General features: G+C 72.4%; 2 protein-coding genes. Both read right to left on the bottom strand.

Going from position 1 to position 3,384, the window contains the following annotated elements; translation table 11 throughout:
- Positions 1–15 precede the first annotated feature (15 nt).
- Positions 16–1,245 carry an acyltransferase family protein gene (locus ACOV8S_RS18600; protein ID WP_448318943.1) on the bottom strand — a complete coding sequence of 410 codons (1,230 nt, stop codon included), beginning with the start codon at positions 1,243–1,245 and terminating at the stop codon, positions 16–18.
- On the bottom strand, positions 1,242–3,384 hold a 2,143-nt coding region (locus tag ACOV8S_RS18595; RefSeq protein WP_448318942.1), incomplete at its 5' end, for a glycosyltransferase. The genes ACOV8S_RS18600 and ACOV8S_RS18595, both read right to left, overlap by 4 nt.

Genomic DNA, 3,384 nt, shown 5'->3' with positions numbered 1-3,384 from the left:
CGGCCGGAGGGCTGCTCACCGCACGGCCGCGCGGCGCCGGGTCCGCCCGGTCGGCCAGGGCCGGATCCGGCGGCCCGCCGCGACGTCCTCGACCCAGCCGAACGCGAGCACCACCAGGGCAAGGAGCGGCAGCAGCAGGAGGAAGGACCCCGGCAGCGACCACGCGTCACCCACCCCGAACAGGTCGAGCAGCGGGAAGGTCAGGGCGATCAGCAGGTTGTGCCACAGGTACACGGTGACCGCGCGGTTGTTGGCGAGGGTGACCAGGCCGTCCCAGCGCCGCAGCCGCCCGGGCAGGTCCGTCCACACCGGCGCGTAGACCAGCAGGACCACCACGAAGCCGAACGACCACAGCGCCTGCGCAGGGGCGATGTCGTTGAGGTCCCACCGGTCCTCCCCCTGGTGCCCGGAGGCCCACCACAGGCCCAGCGCCATCATCGTCGAGGCGGCGGAGACGCTGACATACCGCGGCACCCGGGCGAGCGCCCCGTTCTCGTGGGCGAAGCCGAGGATCCAGCAACTGCCGTAGACACAGAAGTCCTTGACCGCCTCGCCGGTCTCGCCGGGGATCTCGACCAGGCCCGTGCCGAACACGCCGGTCAGGGCGAGCGGCGCGAGCAGCGTGGGCCAGGGCGCACGGCGGAAGAGCCGCAGGAGCAGCGGGGAGGCGACCACGAACCACAGGTAGGCGCGGAGGTACCAGAGCGGGCCGGCGCCCTCCATCACCCAGGTGGCGTCCAGCAGCCCGGACTCCGAGCCCACCTGCTCCGGGTAGGGAGGTGCGCCCACCGGCACCAGGTAGTCGAGCATCCCGGTCCAGCCCCCCATCCCGTCGGGCCGCCAGCCGAAGCCCAGGAACAGCACGCCGAGCAGCACCGCGGAGAAGGCCCACAGCGGCGGCAGCAGACGCCGCACCCGCGATGCGACGACCGTGCGCGCCGAGCCGCCCGGCCGCTGCAGGGACCGCGCTGTCAGCGCGCCCGCGAGGGCGAACATCACGCCCATGGAGGGGAACAGGACCGTCAGCCAGGCCCACCCGAAGACGTGGTAGACCATCACCCGCAGCAGCGCGAGGGCGCGCAGCAGGTCCAGGTAGCGGTCCCGGGCCCTGCCGCGCGGGGCGGCGGAGCCGGTCCCGTCCGGGGGCGTGACCTCGGCACCGGCGGGGTCCCCGGCGAAGGGCGGAGTGTCCGTCGTCCCGGTCGTCCCGGTCGTTCCGGTCGTTCCGGTCGTCTCCGTGCTCATGCCCTGGCCTCCCGCGCGCCGGATCCGGCCACCGGGGCGGCGTCGACCACGCCGGTCCTGCGCAGCTTCTGCCACCGCAGGCGGCCGCCGGTCAGCGCCGTGATCCAGGACTGCAGCAGGACCACGTACATCAGCTGCCGGTAGAGGATCTGCTGCAACGGCAGCGAGATCAGGTACCGCATGGACTCCTTGTCCAGCCGGAACGCGTAGGCCGCGCAGACCGCCTGGACGGCGAGCACGCCCAGCCAGGCGCCGACCGTCGCCCCGGTCGGGCCGAAGACCAGCCCGTAGACCAGGAACACGTCGAAGAGCGGGGCCAGCAGCGGCGCCAGCACCATGAAGAGCGAGACCAGCGGCAGCCCGACCCGGCCGAACCGCCCGGAGGAGCCCTTGTCGAGGATCGCGCCGCGGTGCTTCCAGATGGCCTGCATGGTGCCGTAGGACCACCGGTAGCGCTGCGACCACAGCTGCTGCACCGACTCGGGCGCCTCGGTCCACGCCCGGGCGTTCTCCGCGTACACGACCTGCCAGCCGTCCCGGTGGATCGCCATGGTGATGTCGGTGTCCTCGGCGAGGGTGTCCTCGCTCATCCCGCCGACCCGCTCCAGCGCGCTGCGCCGGAACGCCCCGACCGCGCCGGGGATGGTCGGCATGCAGCGCAGCACGTCGTACATGCGGCGGTCCAGGTTGAAGCCCATCACGTACTCGATGTGCTGCCAGGCCCCGATCAGCGAGTCCCGGTTGCCGACCTTGGCGTTGCCGGCCACCGCCCCGACCCCCGGGTCGGCGAACGGCTGGACCAGCTCCCGCACGGTGGCCGCCTCGAAGACGGTGTCGCCGTCCATCATCACGATGATGTCGTGACTCGCGTTGGCGATGCCGCGGTTGAGGGCGGCGGGCTTGCCGGCGTTGACCTGACGGACCACCCGGACGTTGGGCAGGTCCATCGCCTCGACGATGCCGGCGGTGTCGTCGGACGACCCGTCGTCGATGACGACCACCTCGATGGGGTGCTCACTCGCCATCAGCGAACGGACCGTGTTCTCGATGCACTTGGCCTCGTTGTACGCCGGGACCAGCACCGTCACCGGTGCGGTGACCGGCCGCTCGCCCCACCGGCCGCCGCGTCGGCGCACCCGGCGGACGTGCAGCGCGGACAGCAGCAGCATCAGCGCGAACCGGCCGATGACCAGGGCGCCGATCACCACCAGGCCGGACACCAGCACGGTGGTGACCGACTCGGAGGCCTGCACCAGCCACACCCAGGCCTTGCCCTTCCACAGCTCCGCGCCGGACACCTCGGTGTGGGCGCTCGGCCCGTCCAGCGCCTCGGAGAGGTTCTGGAACGCGTAGCCCTCGCGCTCGAGGGCGGGCAGCATCCGGTCGAGCGCGGCCACGGTCTGGCTGCGGTCGCCGCCGGAGTCGTGCATCAGCACGATCGCTCCCGCCCCGTGCTGGGGGGTGGCCCGGCGGACGATCTCGTCGACGCCGGGACGCTTCCAGTCCTCGCTGTCGGTGTTGTTGAGGACGGTCAGGTACCCGCGCTCACCGATGTGCCGGGTGACCGGCCAGCTGTTGTCGTCCATGGCGTCGGCGAACGACGAGTACGGCGGGCGGAACAGCGAGGTACGGATGCCGGCGGCGCCGGCCAGCGCGGTCTGGGTCTGCGAGAGCTCCCAGTCGATGCGTGCGGGGCTCTGGTAGGAGAGGTCGGGGTGGTTGAAGGTGTGCACCCCGATCTCGTGTCCCTCGGCCACCATGCGGGCGACGAGTTCGGGGTGCTGGGAGGCCATCGTGCCGGTGACGAAGAAGACGGCGTGCGCGTCGTGCTTCTCGAGCACGTCGAGGACCTTGGGGGTCCACTCGGGGTTCGGGCCGTCGTCGAAGGTCAGCACCAGCTGGCGGTCGGGCACCCGCACCGTGCCGACGCGGCCGTCCCGGGTGTCGATGACGGGGCCGCCCGACAGGATGTCCTGCGGCACGTCGCCGGTCGCCCCCGGCGGGCGGACGCGGTGGTCGGCGAGGATCTCGCTGTTCACGTACCCGCGAAGCATCAGCATCGCCGACAGGGCGACGAGGAGCAGCGACGGCAGCAGGTAGCGGAGGGGGAGGCGGCGGGGGCGCCGCCGCTTCTTGTTC

The sequence above is a fragment of the Streptomyces sp. CO7 genome (assembly GCF_053474865.1).
This window is presented reverse-complemented; position numbering and strand designations above follow the sequence as displayed.